Annotated in this window: 15 protein-coding genes and 1 tRNA gene; 1 reads left to right on the top strand and 15 read right to left on the bottom strand. The window is 34.2% G+C overall.

Going from position 1 to position 19,038, the window contains the following annotated elements; all coding sequences use genetic code 11:
* Window positions 1–3 precede the first annotated feature (3 nt).
* Entirely contained in the window at window positions 4–732 is a 729-nt protein-coding gene (locus tag IPJ23_01715) for a hypothetical protein (GenBank protein ID MBK7629438.1), read from the bottom strand.
* Between the two features lie 530 nt (window positions 733–1,262).
* Between IPJ23_01715 and IPJ23_01710 the strand changes: the two genes are divergently transcribed.
* Complete coding sequence (locus IPJ23_01710; protein ID MBK7629437.1) at window positions 1,263–2,192, top strand: T9SS type A sorting domain-containing protein; 930 nt, start codon at window positions 1,263–1,265, stop codon at window positions 2,190–2,192.
* 2 nt (window positions 2,193–2,194) lie between these two features.
* Here the strand turns inward: IPJ23_01710 and IPJ23_01705 are convergent, their stop codons facing one another.
* The 14 genes from IPJ23_01705 to IPJ23_01640 all read right to left on the bottom strand — a co-directional run bounded on the left by IPJ23_01705 (window position 2,195) and on the right by IPJ23_01640 (window position 18,502).
* A complete protein-coding gene (locus IPJ23_01705) occupies window positions 2,195–3,820 on the bottom strand; it encodes a T9SS type A sorting domain-containing protein (protein MBK7629436.1) in 1,626 nt (541 codons plus the stop codon).
* Window positions 3,821–3,838: 18 nt separating this feature from the next.
* Window positions 3,839–5,998, bottom strand: coding sequence for a TonB-dependent receptor (locus tag IPJ23_01700; GenBank protein MBK7629435.1), 2,160 nt, complete (start codon window positions 5,996–5,998; stop codon window positions 3,839–3,841).
* Window positions 5,999–6,083: 85 nt separating this feature from the next.
* On the bottom strand, window positions 6,084–6,644 hold the full coding sequence (locus IPJ23_01695) for a hypothetical protein (GenBank protein MBK7629434.1): 561 nt from the start codon (window positions 6,642–6,644) through the stop codon (window positions 6,084–6,086).
* A gap of 99 nt (window positions 6,645–6,743) precedes the next feature.
* The gene (locus IPJ23_01690; GenBank protein MBK7629433.1) at window positions 6,744–8,510 is read right to left on the bottom strand and encodes a L,D-transpeptidase family protein; all 1,767 of its coding nucleotides are present in this window, start codon (window positions 8,508–8,510) and stop codon (window positions 6,744–6,746) included.
* A 711-nt stretch (window positions 8,511–9,221) separates the two neighbouring features.
* A complete protein-coding gene (locus IPJ23_01685) occupies window positions 9,222–9,488 on the bottom strand; it encodes a bacteriophage holin (protein MBK7629432.1) in 267 nt (88 codons plus the stop codon).
* A gap of 418 nt (window positions 9,489–9,906) precedes the next feature.
* Window positions 9,907–10,497, bottom strand: a complete 591-nt coding sequence (locus tag IPJ23_01680; protein ID MBK7629431.1) for a hypothetical protein — start codon at window positions 10,495–10,497, stop codon at window positions 9,907–9,909.
* Between the two features lie 5 nt (window positions 10,498–10,502).
* Window positions 10,503–11,753 carry a glycerophosphodiester phosphodiesterase gene (locus IPJ23_01675; protein ID MBK7629430.1) on the bottom strand — a complete coding sequence of 417 codons (1,251 nt, stop codon included), beginning with the start codon at window positions 11,751–11,753 and terminating at the stop codon, window positions 10,503–10,505.
* Window positions 11,750–12,457 (bottom strand): hypothetical protein, encoded by a 708-nt coding sequence (locus IPJ23_01670; GenBank protein MBK7629429.1) that lies wholly within the window; start codon window positions 12,455–12,457, stop codon window positions 11,750–11,752. The genes IPJ23_01675 and IPJ23_01670 overlap by 4 nt, the downstream gene beginning before the upstream one ends.
* Window positions 12,458–12,845: 388 nt before the next feature.
* Window positions 12,846–13,966, bottom strand: a protein-coding gene (locus IPJ23_01665; protein ID MBK7629428.1) for an IS3 family transposase whose coding sequence is annotated in 2 segments (ribosomal slippage) — window positions 12,846–13,702 and window positions 13,702–13,966 — 1,122 coding nt in all. Because the reading frame shifts where the segments join, the coding sequence is not laid out codon by codon here.
* 448 nt (window positions 13,967–14,414) lie between these two features.
* Window positions 14,415–14,591 (bottom strand): hypothetical protein, encoded by a 177-nt coding sequence (locus tag IPJ23_01660; protein ID MBK7629427.1) that lies wholly within the window; start codon window positions 14,589–14,591, stop codon window positions 14,415–14,417.
* 459 nt (window positions 14,592–15,050) lie between these two features.
* Complete coding sequence (locus IPJ23_01655; protein MBK7629426.1) at window positions 15,051–15,236, bottom strand: GIY-YIG nuclease family protein; 186 nt, start codon at window positions 15,234–15,236, stop codon at window positions 15,051–15,053.
* A 43-nt stretch (window positions 15,237–15,279) separates the two neighbouring features.
* A tRNA-Ser gene (locus IPJ23_01650) sits at window positions 15,280–15,368 on the bottom strand.
* A gap of 46 nt (window positions 15,369–15,414) precedes the next feature.
* The gene (locus IPJ23_01645; protein MBK7629425.1) at window positions 15,415–17,649 is read right to left on the bottom strand and encodes a TonB-dependent receptor; all 2,235 of its coding nucleotides are present in this window, start codon (window positions 17,647–17,649) and stop codon (window positions 15,415–15,417) included.
* Complete coding sequence (locus IPJ23_01640) at window positions 17,642–18,502, bottom strand: hypothetical protein (protein MBK7629424.1); 861 nt, start codon at window positions 18,500–18,502, stop codon at window positions 17,642–17,644. Before IPJ23_01640 ends, IPJ23_01645 begins: the two co-directional genes overlap by 8 nt.
* Between the last annotated feature and the right edge of the window lie 536 nt (window positions 18,503–19,038).

Here is a 19,038-nt window from a genome sequence, read left to right as displayed (position 1 = left end):
AAATTATTCCAAAGTAATTTTTGAGTTTTCTAAAAGTACATTGTAAAAATATCCCGAACCAAAATCTTTATCTTTAATAACTTTTCCCTCAGCTATGATTGTTGAACCAACCTTTACAGATTGACCTGTAGTGATCAACAAATCATGAGTATCCTTAGCACCCGTACCATCCTGAATATGAACCCAATTGGTACCCATTATGTTTTCATTGACTTTAACAACTTTACCACGAACTTTAACATTTTTGAATTCCAAAGTAGTTTTTTTATTATAAATCTGTTCAACAGTATAACCATCTTTTACAGGCTCAACTTTTATAGATTCATCTTTACCTGGTACTACGTTTTGATGAGGCATTTTTAACTCTTCTTTACTTTCACTTTTCCTCGCATCATCAACAAATAATATTGATTCAAAAGTTCTATTTAATGATTCACTTTTAAAGTCTTTCATTTCCATCGATTTAGAAAAAATAATATATTCACCTGGATTTATTTCCATTTTATTTACTGCAACCCAATAATCGTTATCATTTTCTTTAACTCTTAAATAAGTATAATTGTTGGCATCAATTTTTTCCTCAACAAGTACGTTATGCATACCGGCTGAAACATCAGTATTTGTCATCTGAGTTTGATCTTGATTACTATTTTCTGGTTGCTCTTTTTCACCACATGCTGTAAACAATATAAATACTGATATAAATAAAAAACCAACTAATGTTTTAATCATTTCTTCACCTTATTTTGTATAAAAATTTTCGTAAAGATAGTAAAGAATTTTATGATATTTGAGCCAGAAATAAACTCTATTCCGAATTAATTTCAATTAAAAACTTGGATATACGTATTATGTTATATAATTTTTCGAAAAAATTTAGACTATAAATGATAAATAAAATGTTCTCCGTTACTTTCTCTGTACTTCTGATAACTTTCTCAAGTTACGGCCAGTCATCCTGGGAAAAAATTAAAACTCCGACCGATTTTAATTTACTAAGGGTTGTCTATCTTGATTCACTGCATTGCTGGGTAGCTGGAGATAGCGGTGTTATCATTTTTTCAAGCGACCAAGGTTTAAATTGGCAAATTCAGAATTCTGGAGTTTCAAACTACATTAATGATATTTTTTTCCTAAATGATAATTTAGGATGGGCTGTTGCTTTTGAACTGGATGGTTTTAATATCAGAAGTAAGATTTTAATTACAAGCGATGGTGGAAATACCTGGGAGAAGAATGACTATCGCCACCTGAATATCATAATGACAACAATTTTCTTTAATGATTCTTTAAATGGTTGGATTGCCGGGCAGCCATTTGATTTATCATTTACTGATGATGGTGGTTTAAATTGGAATCCTGCAAACGTTGATACTGGTGCTTTTTCTAATTTCCCAATTAGTAAAATAAAGTTTTCTTCGTCCCAATATGGATTTGCAGCTGGAGGCGCAGTAGATGTAGCAGGAGTTGTTTGGCGTTATAATAATTCTGCTAACCTTTGGAAAGCATACGGAATTGCACCAGACAGATTTGATGATTTTATTTTTATCGATTCAACTACTACCCTTACATTAACCGCAGATATTGAACGGCTTTATCCTATTGGTGTTCTAAATTTTGATGTTAAGCAAAGTTTTTGGAATTACACTGAATTGAACAAATATGGCAGAGTAACATCAATATCCCGTAGAACTGAAAATGAGTATTGGTGCACGCTTGGATGCGATTCTAGTTTTCTGGTAAGTTTTGATAACTTAAATACTTGGGAATTTGTGCCAACTAAAGATTCAATTTGTATAAATGCAATTGCCTTTGGGGATTCTCTTCATGGTATCGCAGTTGGACAAGAAGGCAATATTTTTAGATATATCCCCGATAAACCGGTAAACATAGAAAATTTGAAAGTCGAACTACCGAATTCATTTGTGCTCGATCAAAACTACCCAAACCCTTTTAACCCAAGTACTAGTATTCAGTATGCAATAAGTAGTAGGCAATTTGTTACTCTAATAGTTTATGATGCTCTTGGTAAAGAAATTGCAACTCTAGTTAACGAAGAAAAACCTGCCGGAAGTTATGAAGTTCAATTCTATCCTGAATCCAGCATCAAGAATCCGGCATCCGGAGTATATTTCTACCAGTTAAGAGTAGGTGATTTTGTTGAAACAAGAAAGATGATTCTGCTTAAATAAAATTACTTAAGCAGCATCATTGGTTTTGTTTGTGTTAATCCATTTGCAGTAAGTGCATAAAAATATACGCCGCTTGAAAGTTTATAACTTGCAGCATCAAATTTTATTTTATGATTGCCAGCGGTCTTAGGTTCATCAATTAGAGTAGCTATTTCTTTCCCAGTTAAATCATATACTTTAACTAAAACATCCGAATTGTAAGGTAAACTAAATTCTATATTAGTAGTCGGGTTAAATGGATTAGGATAATTCTGTTTTAGATTGAATTCCACAGGAATAGAAGAAAAGTTTTCAGCATCTACTCCAACAGATAAAATCTCAATGGGAACTGACCATATTTGATATACACCACTTGAATTATCCATCCAAACGGGAAAAAGTTTATTACCAACTGAAGTAATGTCAATATTATCACCCATATAACCCTGGCCTAAGCCGCCAATAGCAATAGGTTTAAAGTTATGATCACTGATTTCGTATTCATTCCAGGTATTTCCGGTATCTGTTGATCTGGCAAGAAAAACGCCTGAAGAATCATTAGTTGTATTTCTATCATCATAAAAAATTATGTTTACCCCACCAAGATCATCCACAGTAATGCCGGAAAAAAATTGTGTTTTGCCATTATTAGGCGCATCCTGATTAACTCTAATTGCAGAAGACCATGTTTGTCCTCCGTCGCTGGATTTTCTTAAAATAATGTCAGGATCACTACCGGCAGGAAAAAGATTTTTTTGAGATGTAACAATATAAATTGTTCCTCTTGTTGCAGTATTTGAGAGATCAACAGCCATTCTTGGTAAACCATTAACTCTTATACTCTGCTTATCTGTTAAAATCCCTACAATACCATTCATTGGAAAAATGTTTTCATTAATACTCCAGTTATCTCCACCATTAGTGGAAGAAGCAAAGCCAACAAAAATTTCAGTATAGGGAGAAGCACTTGATACACCCGCCCAACATACATAAACTTGATTATTGGGACCAAGGTCAATTTCAGCTCCTGCACAACGGGTTGGAGGATTGTTGATCTGACTTACAGAATCCCAGCTTGTAGTTATATCATTAGTATAAGTAAATCTTATTGGGTATGACGGTGTTAACTTAGCCCACACCGCATAGGTCCTTCCATAATATATGCTGTTCGGATCGGAATCTGAAACGATTGATACTCTTTCAAGATCATCAGTTGTCATTGATTTTTGTGCTGACCAGTTTATGCCTTGATCGATGGAAAAGTGAGAAAAAGCGCCCGGAAAATTAGTTGATCCTTTTCTTGTTAAAATAAAAGTACCATTTTTATCAATAGCTATTGAAGGATCACCGCCATGGAAAAAAATATTTGCTCCGTTACAGGTATCGCTTCCGGACCAGTTTGTACCACCATTTGTGCTTGTATAAACACCTTCACTTACAAAAAATGTTGGTGCAAGCTGTAGTGTATTTGCGGATGAAAATAATATGCCGGAATTTGATGGATGCTTTGTAATAAATACTTCTGTCTGAGAAGTGCTGCCCGGAAGGATTCTGTAATTATCCCCAATAATTAACCCGCCTCCTTGTGCAAAGGAGACGGTGTTAATAATTAGAAGACTAAAAGTGAGAATGTTAATATACTTTATCATGATTTCCTTTTATTAAACTTAAAACTGGTAACCAAATTTTAAGGATGCAAAAAATGTTTGTGGTTCACCAGCTTCATAAAATCTTCCGTTAGAGGAATTAATATTAATAAAACCTACGTATGTTTTATCTAAAATATTATTTACTCCGCCGGATAGCAGTAGATTAAAATTACCCAGAAACATCTCTAACCCTAAAGTTGAATTTAGAATTTGATATCCTTCGGTTTCATCTGAGTTTGCGTCATTAACATACATTCCGCTTAAACTTTGAAAAGCGCCTTTAACAAATCCATTTAGATATGGTGTTAACTGGCGTCTGTACTCCAGAGCTAAAAATAAATTATGTTTTGGTACGCTTGGCACAATATTACCGCTGTAATCTTCTGATGAAGTTATGATAGACCCAATAGAATCAACTGCAATCGCTATTGCTGAATATTCATCATAAGAAAAATCAGAATAAGTATAGGATACGATTGCTTTTAAACCATCATACACTTCAGACGTTATACCGGCCTCAATTCCGTTTCTGTTAGTCTTTGCGGAATTTCTAAAGTACGCATTGCCGTAAACATCAAAGGGTACTATTTCATCTTTTACCTGAGTTTTAAAGAATGTGAACTCAAACAAAGTGTTACTAAAAAAATCATTAGTGCTGTTTAGTAAATTACCTTTTACACCAAGTTCAAAATTAGTTGATTGCTGCGGCTTTAAATCTGGGTTGAGCAATGAGCCGGGAGTTGTACTCGTTGGATAATTATCAAGCTCATTTCCCGCGGGTGAATCAAAGCTATATCCAAATGAAGTGTAAATAGCAATTGATGGAGTTATTTTGTAGTTAAGCGCAAACTTTGGAGTAAAATCTTCAAACCTCCTGCTATCATTTTGTGCATTAAGCAATCGGTTAATCTGATCAAAGTAAACATTGTCATATCTACCGCTTATTAAAAAATAAAGTTGCTTATTATACAATTCAAAATTATTTAGAATATATACACCTGTGTTGCCAATTGTCTCGTCAATGTAATTAAATAATTGGTCGCCCTTTGCGCCTCCAATGTTATCAAACTCGGATACAGGTCCCGTTTGATAAAATAAATCCCCACCAATTGTAAAACTGTTTTCTCTATCAAAGATAGTTGATTTGTTAACATATTTGATACTCCCGCCTAAACCATAACGATCGAATATCCTGAAGGAGTTTCGAGCGGCACGTTCAAAATATTTTACGGTTCCATATCCGGTAACTTCAATCTCATGGTTCAGGTTTTCGCCAAACTTAGTATCAAATCTTACCCCAACCCTGCCCTTTTTAGAAACTCTTCGAAAATCCCAATCCATTTCTCTTTGTGCAGCTTGATATGGATCAGCATCAAACTCCTCCTTAGTCAATGAACCCGGAAGTCGTATTAGCCCGGTTGCAAAGTATCCAAGAAATTGAAGATTAGTATTATCGCCGGGTGTGGTCTCCACAACAGTGTTAAGAATATGCCAATAGTCTTCGCTATGAGGTCTGTATCCCTTATAATTATGATATGTGTAGGTAGTCAGTAATCCATAATTTTCTGTTCTAATCCCGGTTTTAAACCCGTTCCTTCTTAATCCATTCGAGCCTAAATCATTAAATTGAGTTATAAATGATTTACTAAAATTTATATCATTAATAAAATTTACAACTCCGCCCGGTGCATTTGTATAAAGCGAAGATGAATTTCCTTTAACTATCTCAATACTTCCAATTGAATTAAAATCAATTGACTCAATTCTGGTTTGTCCGTCCGGTTCAGATTCTGGAATTCCATCAAGTAAAATTCTAACTCCACGTATACCTGAATTTGATCGACTTCCAAATCCACGGATTGAAATTCTTACATCGTGATTGCCGTAACGGGACTGCATAAAGACACCCGGTACAGCATTTAACACATCGCTGATGGAAACTTTTCTATCAAACTTAAACTGGGCAGGACTGATTCTTACAACAGAGTAGGGGATATCAATTATTTTTTGATTCGTTCTTGTTCCTGTTACAATCACTTCATCTGTTTCATATTTTATAGAGTCAATCTGATCTATAGGTATTAGATATATAATTGAGTCTTTCTTTTGCGCCATGCCTGTAAACGCAAATACAAGCAAAAGAAAAGAACAAAGCATAATCGTCTTAACTAGATTCATGTACTTATCCTTTGATTAATTTGAATGCAGCTCTGAGAATTGAAATTAATTTAGCTTTCTCAGAACTATTTTTGATAAATAGAAATTAGACGATCAGTCGCGGGGGTGGAGTTGGGATATCTTCAATTGGATTAGGTGTTACAGCTTCTTTTATTGGAAGCGGAATACTTTTTATATTATCATTAAAGTGTTTTGAGTAAGCAATATCAATATTTTCGGAATATAAGCCAACCAATATCACGCGTTGTGTAAAATTTGTTGTCGTGTCTTTTGTATGATCAGCAAATTGGAGCGAAAAAAGTTCCTCAATTATATTTTCTTTGTGATCGTAGTAGCAGGTGTAATAAACGCTGTCTTCAGTTTCCTTCTTATCCTCAATATCATACATCTTACCATTAAACCTGAATTCTTTTTCCGGCTTTTCCCAGATAAAATCGTACTTATTATTTTTTAGTTCATCTATGCTAAAAACAAGAATGCTTAAATCCTCAGGCTTAATCTTTTTGTCCTTAATCGATTTACCGACAACAGCTTTTATAATTGATGTGGCGGGAAAATAGAGCATAACATATCCAAACGAATTATAAATAATTACAATCGCTAAAATTATATACACATATTTTGTTAATATATTAAATCGAATCATTCCGTTGAATACTAATAGATTATTTACAGGTTAAAAGTAATAATATGTAACCCTAATTAAAATCGAAATAATCTCTCCATGCTCACATTGTAGCAGTATTTACTCTAAAACGTATTTTCTTAGAACCTTATCTCTGGCGTAAACATCATCCCTGTAATTAAATACTCCGCTCTCATCCACCCACACGGTATAATAATCCACAAATAAAGGAATAACTTTATCAAATTTAACCTCGGTAGTTACACCGTAACTATTATTTTTTCTTAACTCACTTCGTTTACTGTTAAACTCTTCAATAACGTATGGGTCGTTAACCTTTTGTCCGATTTCAATTTTAATATAATCAACCGTCCATCTGGCGTTATTGTTTAGCAGATACTCTGCGAGCAGCAAGGGCTTTTCAACGCGCATACAACCATGACTAACCGCTCTGTTAGTATATTTAAACGGTGCCCTTGTCGGTGTATCGTGCAGGTAAACACCAAATGGATTTCTAAACATAAATTTCATTTTACCAAGAGCGTTTCCTGCACCGGGATCCTGCACAATACTATAACTGCTTGATGATGAAAGATCCTTGGCTGTCAATCCATCAAGACTAACGCGCTCACCGGATTTGTAAACTTTAAAGTTTCGCTTTTTAAGATATGATGAATCGCGTTTTAACCCGCTTACAATTTCTTCCTGTATAATACTTTTTGGTACAGACCAAGTTGGATTTAATACCATATAAGCAATTTGTCCATAAAGATTAGGTGTTTCCCATTCACCTTTTCTACCAACACAAGAAATAATATCTAACTTTTCTCTGCCGCCCTCTATTGCTTTTACTTTAAAATCCGGAATATTAACCAATATATATTTTGCAGTATCGGAATAATCTAACCACCTGAATCTCTCCAAAGTCAGTTTTATTTTATCCATGTATTCATTTGGTGAAATGTTCAATCTTTCAATCGTGGTTTTACCTATTACAGCATCATCATTTAACCCGTTAGCTTTCTGAAAACTTTTTATCGGCTCCGCTAATAATGAATCATAAATGGTTAAATCCGTTAACTTTATTTTATTTGTATCCAAAAACCCCAGAGTAGTTAGTTTACTTATAACAAGATCAATTGATGTGTAAATATTACCCGGCTCAATTTTTTTATCAGAAACCGGAATTAAAGTCCACTCTATGTCTGTTAATCCTTCAAATCTTTTTAATGCCACTTGCAATCTTTTATACTTTTCACTCTTTGGCTGGATATTGTACAAATATTTAATAATATCCTGCTGATTAAATGGTTCAAATAACTTCTTGTTAAGTGAATCTTTTACGGGCAAAAAATATGAATCAGCAAATATTTTTCTTGGATTAACAACACCGTGCCTCATATGCATTGAATATTTTAGAATTGCGTTTGCAGAGAGCATTTCAGCATTTGCAAGATGTAGGTATCTTTTTTTACTATATGTTTTAGGACTTATTGATTCTGAAAACTCATTAATTATTTTCTGATAATTATAGTTGTACGGATTTAAACCATGTTCAGTGCTGTTTACTAAAATTTTAAGAAGGGAATCAACAAAACTTTTTGATTCAAAACTTTTTACAAATATTGGTTTAAAGTTATTGGATGAGTAAAAGGATTTTAGAGTGTCTAAATTTTCTTTAAGTGATTGAAATATCGGATCGATGGTATCTGAATAAGAAAAAGAATTTTTAAGAACAGCTTCATACTCAGCAGGATTAAAATTTAAAGTTTCATTTAATTTTGGTTCGGATTTAGCATTCTCTTTTTCACAGCCTGTCGCACTGAATAAAACAATGACCGAATACAGCAATATTGATTCTCTTAAAAGATTAAAATTTATTTTCATCAGTTTCCAAACGATTTAGATTTAGATTGTATTTAGTTGTTATTATTATCGGATTAAATAAATTAACTGGCGTAAAAATTAGTAAAACAAACAATCAAATCCTTATGATTTAATATGAATTATACACAAATAACCACTCTTGACATAATTAGTTATCGAATTTCAACCGATGACGATTCAGCCTTTTCGCATCCTCCCACATATCGGCGGGCAGTATCCATTAACCGGAATCTAGTTTCCACTCCTCAACTCTGTGTTATCTTGGCTTAGTCATCCAAATGGGAGTGGTAAAAAATGCCATAAAAAAACCCTGACACCTAAGCATCAGGGTTCAGCTCTAACGCAAGGACTGGGGTGAATCCTTAAACGTTAGCCGCTGAACAAAAATAACTTAAAAAAATATTGATACAAAATATTTGTGAATCTTAATTCTATGAGATGATGATATTTAAGTATAATATTATGATGTCAACTTCTTTTATCACATTAAAAAAATCGCCGTCTTTGATTTTGCTCATCAAAAAAAATATAAACTTATATCTATTGCACAAGTTAACAAATTAGCCTTCCTCTTGTTCTGTGAAATTATTTCTTAAATAAAAAAGACCGCCTTCAAGACGGTCTAAATTTGTTTCGCAGTCATTTCTGTCGGCGGTATTCCCACGTTAGAAGGAGTTTAAGAGTGAGGAATCTTAATTATCTAATATATAACTAGGCAGTTTTTGGTTTTATCGATTTACTTACCAAATTATATATCCAGGCAATCAGGAATCCGCCAACAAACCCATCAATAAATCCCCAGACCAGCCCTACAAATCCACCGAAAAAACTATAAGTATAACCAAAATAAAATGAACCAAGCAGTGAAATTTTTCTGCCGGGTGCTCCGATAAATAAAAGATACCACGTGCCCAGCATAACTGAAAAACCCCAAACCAAACCTATCGCAATACCAAGAGATCTTTTACGAAGTTCCATATCTTACTCCTTACTTTTAATAAAAATAAATGTAATTATGCACGCCGTTTACTCCCGGCAAAATACTAAACTAAAATTGATTATATGTTTTATTAAAAACAACAAGCGTAGACAGTTATCAGTTCATAGTTCATTGATCATATCCGGCATCCTGAATCTAGAATCCAGAATCAAGCCCGTAACAACAAATAACTCAAGTACCACTAATCACAATGAATTCCCACCCTGCACTTAGTCCTTACCGCTTTGCACTCTGCGTTTCTCACGTCTTTCGTTCTTAGTGATCAGTAATTAGTTCTTCGTTCATAGTCATTTAACATTGAAAATTGATAATTGCTTGCCCCTTTTAACATTGAGCATCGAACATTGAGCATATATCATCGTATCCTCTTAAATTATCTTAAGCAAAAAAGGAGTTTTACCAGTGAAGAAACTTGTATGAAAACATAATCTGAATAGCAAAATCACTATCCTGCATTTTGGATATATTCTGATATTTTAACTCACCGCCGATAGAAATATCTTCGCTTAATGGATGCATATAAGTTACACCGGTTGTCATACCAATACTGATCAATGAGTTTTTAATCTTTTCATTAAATACTTCACCCCGGTTGTATAATAAAAATACACCGGGCCCGAATTTTACTTCAAGATTTGGTAATGATTCCGGAAATATTATCATTGAAAAAATTGCAAATATTGGCACTGAAACCATAGATGCTTTAGCTTCACTTGCACCGAATTCTACCGTGTTTACTTTGGGATTTATGGAATACAAATACATATAACCTGTCTCAAGTCCTAAACTTAACAGATGCTCAGGATGCCAAATAATCCTTACCGAACCGCTAAAACCATTTTGATCAAGGCTTTCAAACTCGAGTGAAGTTATGTATCGTAAATATCCTCCTCCAATATCAACAGATAATGAATAAAGTGTATCCTTACTCTGTGAAAAAACGGATAATCCGCCGAAAAATATTAATGCAATTATTTTATATAACATCTATTTTATCTTATGTAATGATAATACGCTACAAGGGAAGGGTAGTTAGTAAGAATTCCATCAAATTTTCCATCACGAATAAAACTTTCAATAAATGCCGGTTCATCTAATGTCCACACGAATACTTTTCTACCTTCACTGTGCATAGCTTCAACTAAACTTGTTTGGGTCCCTTGTGTCCATCTGGGTGCCCATACCCTGGCATTTACTAAATGTACCTGGTTAATTTCTAATTCACACAAAGATGGAATATTCTCAAAACCCGGGTATGCCAGTAAATTATTTATTTTATCCTCATCAGGTAATCCTAATACTATTTGTAAATCCCGGTTTAATGCGGCAGCCCGTTCAAGTATTTCTTTTTGTAATGCTTCAACTTTAGATAATTCATTAGTTTCCGATTTAAGATCCAGCCATACAAATTTTAGATCTGTGTTTTCTAAAACAAATTCCAGTGCTTTTCTTAAACTCGGAATTTGTTCACCATTTTTTAATTTTATAAATAAGCTTAACTGTAACCAGGAAAAATTCTCTATCTCACCCCAAATAACACTTTTTTGTGTTACCCTTAAATTGATATCTGAATCGTGGTATAAAAACGGTACTCCATCATTCGAAACCTTTATGTCAATTTCAATTCCTGTAGCTCCAAAACTTTCTGCTTTACTTATCATTTCAATCGTGTTTTCAGAAACTCCAAGATACTCTGAGTTTCTTCCGCCGCCGCGATGTGCAAGTATCTCAAAATCACTCTGCTTTACAAATTCACTAAATGGTCTTAAGTATTTTAGCTGTAGTTTTTTGTTGCTTAAATTTGTGCCCATTCCGTAACTGCCATAAAAAACTATATTCAGATCTGTAGTATCATTATCCAGAATATTCTTACCGCCATCATTTCTAGGTACATATAAACTGATCAATCCGGTCTCTGTACTGGTTGCATATCTCCAGTATCCCATAAAAAATATAACGGAATCTAAACTGCCGCCCTGCAGTACTAAATATCCCGCTTCTACTGATGTAAAAATTGATAGATTATTACCGTTCCATTTAACTGCCACCTGTTCACCAAATTTTTCTTTACCTTCAATAACGGAGTATATACCATCCATTATTTTTTTTGATGAATCCGGAATAGGTGTTGTCTGTAATAGAAAACCTGCCGGGTCAACTTCCGGTTGTACAACTTCAACAATGTTGTTGCAAGATTGAAGTAGCAATAGAATTGCAGTACTGACTAAATAGAATCTTTTCATAAGTTAAAACTGAATACAAATTCTGGTATAAAAAAGTATCTGTCAAAAGTAGAAAATCCTGCCCACAATGGATAATAAAACTTTGTAAAGTTGGATTTGAAACCTATTACTAGAAAATTTTCTTTCCATAATGGCTGCTCGATATATACTCCTATTGAATAACCGGAAAATCTGTCAAAAGTATTTTCTGTTTTTGTATCACCACTCCTGGTTGATTGAGCTAGAATTAATATTAATTCTGATTTTACCGATACGCTAAAATTGGGGAATGTATAACCTAGGCTTATATTGGGATACACATGCCAGCCATCTATTTTTGTATCAAACCCGAATTGATCTAAACCACCGAACCAATATGCTGCGTCGGAACCGGCACCTATGCTTAATTTACCAAATTCATAGTTCCATTTGCCGCCTAATGCAAAATGATAGGTAATAATATTAGTTTCAAAGGAACCCTCAGCCGTAATATTTAATGGTAAGCCGTATTTTATTCGATAAGAAAATAATGGCGCTCTAAAAACATCATCAGTTTCCACAACATCTTCTGGAAGTTTTGCAGATGCTAATCCGATTGTATGAATAATTTCATTAACTCTTAATGCGTGAGGATAGTAAAAAGAATTATCCCTGATCGATAGGTTTTGTGCATAAACTCCACTGCATAAAAGCAATTGAACTATTGCAAATAAATATTTATACATATTTTTTTTCAATTGATTTTAATCTAAAGAAAATTACAACAATATACAGCCCAGCATCCCACATAGTTCTAAGCAGCATCCAGTATCCAGTATCTCCCTAATATTATCTCAACAATTCTCTTTGCTGTTTTTCCATCCCATCAATCTGGAATCTTCCTATTTTTTTTCTTCTCGGAAAGTATTTTTTTTGAGAACGCTTTCAGCTTCATGAAGTTTATCACCCACAAGATGATTGGTTCCAATTCAAGAGTTAGTGGTCTTCAGTTGAGTAGTGTTATGTAATAAATTCGATTCGAATGGATAATTGAATTAAATCCGTAAAAAATATGAAAACCTTACTGACCTGCCCCTTGTAATGGTACCAATGCATAAGTTAGTAACCCCATCATCAAGCACTGGCATATTGATGAGGGATCATTACCTCCAGTACCGGAGGTCGAAAATTTAACGAACTATGCGGTCTGATTTTATTGTAATGTTCTCTCCATTGATCTGTAATTACTCTTGCCTCTAAAATATTATCAAATATTTCTCCGTTCAATAGCTCATCCCTTAGTTTTCCATTAAATGATTCTATGTATCCGTTCCCCCAAGGACTTCCTGGTTCAATAAATAATGTTTTTACTCCTAATCGTTCTAACCAACCTCTTACTGACTTTGCACTGAACTCTGATCCGTTATCCGAGCGTATATGATCCGGGACTCCTTTTGTAATAAATAACTCTGAAAGTTTGTAAAGAACCTCTGGTGCTTTTATTCGTCTCTGTGTATGTATGCTTAAACATTCTCTTGTGTATTCGTCTATGATCGTCAACATTCTTATTGGTCTTCCATCACTTGTTCTGTCTGCCACAAAATCGTAGCTCCATACGTGATTTGGATACAAAGCTCTTAGCCGTATACAAGAACCATCGTTTAAACACAGCCTTCTTCTCTTCGGCTGCTTCTGTGGAACCTTTAGTCCTTCTTGTCTCCATATCCTCTCAACTCGTTTATGGTTTACTTTCCATCCCTGATTTCTCAGCAGTGCTGTTATCCTTCTATATCCATAACGACCATAATCACAGGCTAACTTTACTATCTCTTCCCGAAGTGCTTGTTCATCATCTCTTGTCTTCACTTTTCTACGCTGTGTAGATCTTGGTTGACCTAGTACTAAGCACTCTCTTCTCTCCGATACTTTCAGTTTCTCCACTATTTCCTCAACTGCCCGGCGCTTCTTCTCCGGGCTCAGTAGTTTCCCCGGACTGTCTCCTTTAGAATTGCATTATCCAGTGATAGATCTGATACAAGTTTTCTTAGTCTTGTGTTTTCTTGTTCCACTTCTTTTAATCTCTTTGCCTGATCTACCCGCATTCCTCCATATTCTTTGCGCCACTTGTAATAAGTCTGATCCTTTATCCCAAGATGACGGCATATCTCCGCTATGCTTTGACCATTAGACTGCAAAACTTCAGCCTCCCGAAGTTTACTAATGATCTGCTCAGTTGTGAACTTGCTTTTGCCCATATCTTTTTCTCCTTTAATCCTAATTTAATAATTGGATCTCTTTATTGGGGGCTGGTCACACATATGTCGTAAAAAATATTATATAGTGTAAGGATCAGAGATAAATGCTGTTTGGTAAGTATCAGGTTTAAAAAGCATTTAATGTTTTACTAACAATGGATGCGAGCGGTAATGTGATGCATTATTCCAATACCTTATCAGTTTAATTTTATTCTGATAAAATATCTGAGCCTTGGCGCGTTAATAACGGTGGGGCAGAGCATTTTTGTTTTTTATTCCGAAAATGAGATAGCAATCTAAATCTCTCTTTACATAAAGTGAGGTATTATTCTTGAATAGCATTGAATGTGATCAGATAAAAAAAATCTCCTCTGCTAATAAAAACAGAGGAGACTAAATTCTTTAAAACTTTTTATAGTTAAAAAGCTCTAATAATTAAAATGATCTTTTAACGATCTCTTTTTCCTGCTCTAATATCAACGCAAGCTTTGCAAAGTTTTTTATTTCCCTTGCCCTGTAGTTTTCTACCTTTTACGATAAACTTACCTGAGGAACAAACACTGTAGATGTGATATACTTCTCCGGTCTTTGAATGAAATGGTGCAACTTGTTTAGGCTTTGGCATAACACTTCTCCTTGATTTATGAAAGTTTAGAAAGTTGATTCCCCTTAAGATAAAACATTTTTCAGCCTTCGACAAAATATTTGAGAAACATTTTATAAAAAATTATCCTCCTGTACCTATACCGTGCTTCGCCCATCTGCTAAGCTACCCTGTATTTTAGGACCCATTCTGTCTATGCTGGCAGGATAACCGGATTAAAAAATTCTTTGTTTTGCTTTCGCTCAAAAAGGGTTTTAAACAAAAAAAGTTTCCAGTACAGAAGCTTTTGTAGATGGAATGGCCATGACAGGTCAGATGGCGAGATTCCGGTAAAGCCATCCCCATGGGAGACCTTGCGGTAGAGTTTAACCCCTGCAAAACAAACCGCTTGGGATTTATAGTCCAGATTTGATTTCAGTCGTTGATCTTTATAATATACTTTTCTTTTAACCAGTGATATCCTGACAAACTCTTAAAGAATTATTCACGCTTCATAGTCTCAGAATTAGTATTAAACTCTTCAAAATAGATTAGCTTCCAGGGCAAATATTTCTTAGTATAAATAGATAATCCGTTGTTATGGTTATTCAATCTTTTCTGAAGATTGGAGGTATGACCGTAATAGTGTTTATGATTAATTTTCTTTTTAATATGTATGTAAAATATCCAGGAATAATAAAAAAAGCTTCCATAAAAGGAAGCTTTTGAGCGGAGAGGGCGAGATTCGAACTCGCGGTAGAGTTTAACCCCTACGACGGTTTAGCAAACCGTTGGTTTCAGCCACTCACCCACCTCTCCAAAGCTGAAAAATTAGCAGGGCAAAGATAATATTTTACAGCTAATATTAAAAATATAATCTATAGCTTAATTTGAGATTTATTCCTGCTTCAGGCATTATCACCTTTACACGAGATAAATGATTTCTGTATTCTTTGTTTAGTAAGTTTTCTCCATTTAACGATATGTTCTGGATCATCGATCCGATTTCGAATGAGAACTGAATAAAGGCATTAAAAACGGCATATCCTACAGTTGGAGTTTCAAATAAATCTACCCGATTCTGAGCACCCGCAATTTCAGAACTAATCCCGGTTGTAAAGTTTCCGTTGAGATATTTTAACTGAATAATATTTTTTAATGGTGGAATTTGCGGCAGGGGATCATCGGTTTGCTTGAAATTTCCATAAGTATAACTAAATGAATTTGAGATTGTAAAATGTTCCAATAACTCGATTTCAAAATAACTTTCCAATCCATAAAATATTGCTTTAACACCCTCGGTTTGATAAATGGGAAGCAGGGTTTGGCTATTAATATTTCCAGTATTTCTTGGAGTAATGAAGTATGAAAAGTCATTCCTGAATAGAGTTAACATTAAAAACGTATCGTCAGTTTTTAGATAAGAAAATAACTCTGCTCCAATTCCATTTTCACTATCAAGGGTTTGGTTTCCTATTTCATAAGAATATGCTGCTAGATGAGGGCCTTCTGAATATAGTTCCTCAATAGTTGGGACTCTCGAAGTTTTACTAATATTTATCCCCAGTGAAATAGTTTTGTTTAGTGAATAAAGTGCTGAGAGAGATAGGGAATAGCTAAAAAATTTTCGATCGATTATTACTTCATTATCAGTACTTGGGTTTGAATCATCAGGATGAAATTCATCATACGAGATTCGAAATCCAGTTTCAAAACTAAAGTCAGTCAACTCAAAAGTTTGAAAAGAATATCCAGAGAGCTTTAAAGATTTTGTCGGTGGTGTAAATACATATCCGCCAATATTAAAATCTCTTGCCTCAAATGATATACCCGATGTTCCAAAATCTAAAAATCCTAGCTTTCTATTTGAAATATCTAAACTTCCCCGAAGATTGTAAATGACAAACTGAGCGCCAATTATATCAGCCCTTTCATATTCCGTATGTTTATAATAATCACGCGATAATTGGAACTCTAAGTTTTCAAATGATTCAGAATTAATTTGATAATTAATTTTTCCGTTTATCTGGCGTTTAAGCATACTAATATCAACGCCATTAGGATGAGCGCCAACAAAGCCTCCCGGAACTCCATAATCAGATTTAAATTCTCTAATACTAACTCCTGTATAACCCCAGCCATCAATATAGCTAAGACCAGCACTAAAATTATCAGTTGCAATATCTGAATTTGCAAGAGTGCCTAAAGGTGTTCTAAGATCATCTGCATGTCTTTTAGTTGCTTCACCTCGCAAAACAAATTTTCCTATTGGCAACTGGGCGACCATTCCACCAAGATAACCAGAATTTACTGATTCTCCATAGAACCCCGCGTTTCCTGAAAAAGATCCTGGAATTTCTTTCGGGATTTCATCTCTGATGATATTTACTACTCCACCCATAGTGGTTGGGTTTTTTAATAAAACTTTTGGTCCACGAATAACTTCAACTCTATCAATTGTAAATGGTTCAACCGAGACAGCGTGATCTGGTGAAGTAGCTGATAAATCTGTTGTTTGTATCCCATCCTCAGTTATTGCAATTCTATCACTACCCAATCCTCTAATAACTGGTCTAGCCGGTGCGGGGCCCATACTTCTGATTGCTAAACCAGTTTCATTCTTTAGCGTTGATGCCAGAGTTAAACCGAGTTCACGTTGAAGCTCTTTTCCTTTAAGAACATTTATGAACTCATTCATATCATCAAACTTTGTATTTGTATGCAAACCAGTAACAACCACAGTTGAAGTTTCAAACGGAAGAGTGAATAAATGAACTAATAAACCAGTATTTATTTCACTATTAATATTTATTGCTGTCTTAGTAGTCTTATAACCAACATAGGATATTTCAATATTATAATCACCAAATGGAATTGATTTGAATTCAAAAATTCCATTTTTATCTGTTACATCAAATTTATTGAGCTCAATTATTTTAACAACCGCATTTTCTAATGGCTGATCTAAATAGCCATCCAATACAATGCCTTCTAATGTTCCCAACACTCTTGATTGTGAATTTAAAGCCGTATTAAAAGAAAATACAAGAATGATCATCACCCATAAAAGGTGATGATCAATTAAATTTAATCTAAACATTTACATTAATTGGAAACGAAACAAACTCTGCCACACCCGCTACCATTAGTCTAAATGTTACAGTTGTTGATCCTGTCGCCAAACCTTTTACTCTAATTACCCAGGGTTCGCCTGCTTCAGGTAAAATTTGTACAATTGATGAATTAGCAACTGTAAAATCTAAGGTGTGTAAAGGATATTCAGGTTGGTAGTACCTGTTCTGGTCATCATAAAACTCAATTTCAATATGATCGGTTAGTGAATCTTTCGCAACATCCAATGACCCTGATGATGTCAAATCAGTTGCCGTAGCCAGTACAGTTCCATCATCTTCATAACTTAATCTTAATCCGACTGGTTCACCGTAAGCTGTTGTGTCTTCTCGAATAATGACAGGGATCTTTGGAGTTTTTACATCAACGTGCCCAACATGCATTACTTGTAACTCAAGTGTAGTAGTTCCTATGATTAAACCTTTTAGATGGAAAGCCCAATCTGTTGGACTATCTTGAATAATAGTAAGCTTTGAAGGATCAGTTATAAGCCAGCCAAACTGATGATCGGCATCGGTTGGAGGATTTATAATATTTTTGTTGATATCCAAAAACTTTACCGTAAAGTGATCAGATAGCGCATTAAGTGGTGCATAAAGTGTATCCGGAACAGAAATGGAATTCCATGTAGTTTGGATTACACCTTGCCATACAACAAGAATTGGTTTTGTGGTCGCATCTCTTACTACCCAACCTTCAGGTTCAAAATGTTCAGAAGGCGGGATTATCGGATCGGTCTCATCAGTGCAGCTTGTTGTTGAGATAACTAGAAGTAATAAAGCTAAAAAGATATAAGAATATTTTAAAATGAATGAAGTCATTTTCTTCTCCTTGAAAAATTAATTGTGATTATTTAATAAACGGAATTAGGAGATAGATAAAGGAGGCGCTCTTAGGCAAAAGCTAAAAATATTTTCTTTTTTTTGTTTAGAATAGACTGAAATTATATCGACAATTTCGGGCTTATTTTGGCAATCGTGGATTGGATTATTAAATGATAATAGTGAGTTATGTAATGAGTTGTATGCAAAATGAACAACACAAAAAATCTCAGAGCCAATAAAACTTAAGTGGCTAGTTTGTTTTTTTTCAGATGAATTTATTGAAGAAGAGAGTTTCCCTAAATCAATATTGTGATGATGGAATACATTCGCAGTCGTTATAGTTAGATAACCTAACAAAACAATGTAAGCCGAAAATTTTGATATTTTATTTCTAAGTTTTATCACTTGGCAAAGATTAAATTATTTATTGAGTTTATCAAGGTAATTTTATTAAGGCGAATCATATTGTAGAATTATATAATTAAAATTGTTTCTCTTTACGGCTTTTAATAATTTTAACCATTCAAATTTTA

The organism is Ignavibacteriales bacterium (assembly GCA_016709765.1).
GTDB lineage: Bacteria > Bacteroidota > Ignavibacteria > Ignavibacteriales > Ignavibacteriaceae > IGN3.
This window is presented reverse-complemented; position numbering and strand designations above follow the sequence as displayed.

Coding starts and splice junctions, on each gene's coding strand:
- IPJ23_01685 (MBK7629432.1), bottom strand. CDS start 9,488: ATGGAACTTCGTAAAAGATCTCTTGGTATTGCGATAGGTTTGGTTTGG.
- IPJ23_01705 (MBK7629436.1), bottom strand. CDS start 3,820: ATGATAAAGTATATTAACATTCTCACTTTTAGTCTTCTAATTATTAAC.
- IPJ23_01640 (MBK7629424.1), bottom strand. CDS start 18,502: ATGACTTCATTCATTTTAAAATATTCTTATATCTTTTTAGCTTTATTA.
- IPJ23_01660 (MBK7629427.1), bottom strand. CDS start 14,591: ATGCCAAAGCCTAAACAAGTTGCACCATTTCATTCAAAGACCGGAGAA.
- IPJ23_01680 (MBK7629431.1), bottom strand. CDS start 10,497: ATGTTATATAAAATAATTGCATTAATATTTTTCGGCGGATTATCCGTT.
- IPJ23_01695 (MBK7629434.1), bottom strand. CDS start 6,644: ATGATTCGATTTAATATATTAACAAAATATGTGTATATAATTTTAGCG.
- IPJ23_01675 (MBK7629430.1), bottom strand. CDS start 11,753: ATGAAAAGATTCTATTTAGTCAGTACTGCAATTCTATTGCTACTTCAA.
- IPJ23_01645 (MBK7629425.1), bottom strand. CDS start 17,649: ATGTTTAGATTAAATTTAATTGATCATCACCTTTTATGGGTGATGATC.
- IPJ23_01715 (MBK7629438.1), bottom strand. CDS start 732: ATGATTAAAACATTAGTTGGTTTTTTATTTATATCAGTATTTATATTG.
- IPJ23_01670 (MBK7629429.1), bottom strand. CDS start 12,457: ATGTATAAATATTTATTTGCAATAGTTCAATTGCTTTTATGCAGTGGA.
- IPJ23_01700 (MBK7629435.1), bottom strand. CDS start 5,998: ATGAATCTAGTTAAGACGATTATGCTTTGTTCTTTTCTTTTGCTTGTA.
- IPJ23_01690 (MBK7629433.1), bottom strand. CDS start 8,510: ATGAAAATAAATTTTAATCTTTTAAGAGAATCAATATTGCTGTATTCG.
- IPJ23_01710 (MBK7629437.1), top strand. CDS start 1,263: ATGACAACAATTTTCTTTAATGATTCTTTAAATGGTTGGATTGCCGGG.